A 1,642-nucleotide genomic window follows, 5' to 3' on the forward strand; every position below is an offset into this window, starting at 1 on the left:
AGCGCGCGATTCTATATATACATGTCCAGCTAGCGCAACCGAATTAGCAATAATTACAGAGTCTTCAATAACACAATTATGACCTACGTGAACATACGCCATAAGTAGGTTCCCGTTACCAACGAGCGTAGCTTCTCCGGCTCCGGTCGCGCGGTTGATGGTTACGTACTCACGAATTAGGTTATCGTCGCCGATTTTAACCCAACTAAGTTCGCCGTCGTATTTTAAATCTTGTGGTTCTGTACCTATAACCGCACCAGGGAATATTTGATTTCGTGCCCCAATTTCTGTAAAACCGTCTAGCACCACATGGGCGCCAATAACGGTTTCGGGACCTACTTTCACATGCCCTCCAATCACAGCATAGGCACCGACTTGCACTGTAGGGTGAATTTCCGCATTTGGATGAATTACAGCGGTAGGATGAATGAGCGTCTTCAAGGGTGCATCTCCAGAACAGTAAGCGTGCTGACTATTTAATTAATCCGTAGCCGAAGGTGTCAGTGGCAACAAACGTGTGTGTGAGGGCGAGTGGGTTGAGAAATTTAACAAATTTTACAATATAAGTTGTAAATAACTAATTTTCTGGTATCCTCTTTTGTGAATAAGGGCACGATTTTGTGCGTACCCCATTCGGCGAATAAAGACATCAGGTAACGAGTGAAAACATCAGTTCGCCTTCACATGCGAGTTGACCGTCTACTTCGGCGCGAGCTTGCATTTTACCGAAACGACGCTGTTTCACCCATAACAGTTCCACAGTCATTACTAACTGGTCTCCAGGTACTACCTGACGGCGAAAGCGAACTTTATCGATACCAGCAAATAAGAAAAGTCCACCCTCTAACTCTGGCACTTGTGTCATGACGACACCTCCAACTTGTGCCATAGCTTCAACTATTAACACTCCAGGCATTATTGGGCGCCCAGGAAAATGTCCTTGAAACTGTGGCTCGTTGACAGTAACATTTTTGACACCAACAGCTCTTTTACCTGGTACAAAATCAATGATTTTATCTACCAATGCAAAAGGATAACGGTGGGGTAATATCTTCTGAATTTCTTCAATACTGAAAACTTTTTTAGTTTCAGAATCTTGTGTAGAAACACTCTCTGATGCGGGTTCAGATGACCCAGGAGAGGAAATATCGGCTGTTTTTGGTTCTGTAACAGTTGACATGGCACTCTGTAAATTTTGGATTTTTTGATTTTGGATTAGAGATTTATAGATTTTACTATCAATCTAAAATCTAAAAATAGACTCTAGTATCAATCTAAAATCTAAAATCCCAAATCCCAAATCTTTTGAGCCAGTTGGATATGTAAATTATGACTGGCTTTGTACGCAAAAAAGTGAGCTTGGGGGAATTTTCCAAGTAAACTCAAATCACCTACTAAATCCAAGATTTTATGACGAACTGGCTCGTTTTCAAATCTTAATGGTGGATTTAACCACCCATCAGGTCCGCAAACAAGTGCATTTTCTAGGTTTCCACCTTTAATTAATCCTGCCGACTGTAAGTACTCGATTTGGTGTAACAATCCAAATGTACGGGCTGGAGCTATTTCTTTTATGAAATCAGCATCAGGATATTCTGAATTTGCAGCCATTTTCCAACTGTACCATTGATTACCGATTGCA

General features: G+C 41.5%; 2 protein-coding genes and 1 pseudogene. All 3 read right to left on the minus strand.

Annotated features, from left to right (window positions below; all coding sequences use genetic code 11):
* Positions 1-441, minus strand: a pseudogene (locus AC2JBO_RS44875) (acyl-ACP--UDP-N-acetylglucosamine O-acyltransferase); the annotation flags it as partial.
* Between the two features lie 208 nt (positions 442-649).
* Positions 650-1,180, minus strand: coding sequence for a 3-hydroxyacyl-ACP dehydratase FabZ (gene fabZ, locus AC2JBO_RS44880; protein ID WP_496960079.1), 531 nt, complete (start codon positions 1,178-1,180; stop codon positions 650-652).
* Between the two features lie 101 nt (positions 1,181-1,281).
* Positions 1,282-1,642 (minus strand): UDP-3-O-acyl-N-acetylglucosamine deacetylase (locus AC2JBO_RS44885; protein WP_496960080.1); only part of this gene is annotated, 361 nt, incomplete at its 5' end.

The organism is Calothrix sp. CBUCES-K 9914, assembly GCF_059640475.1.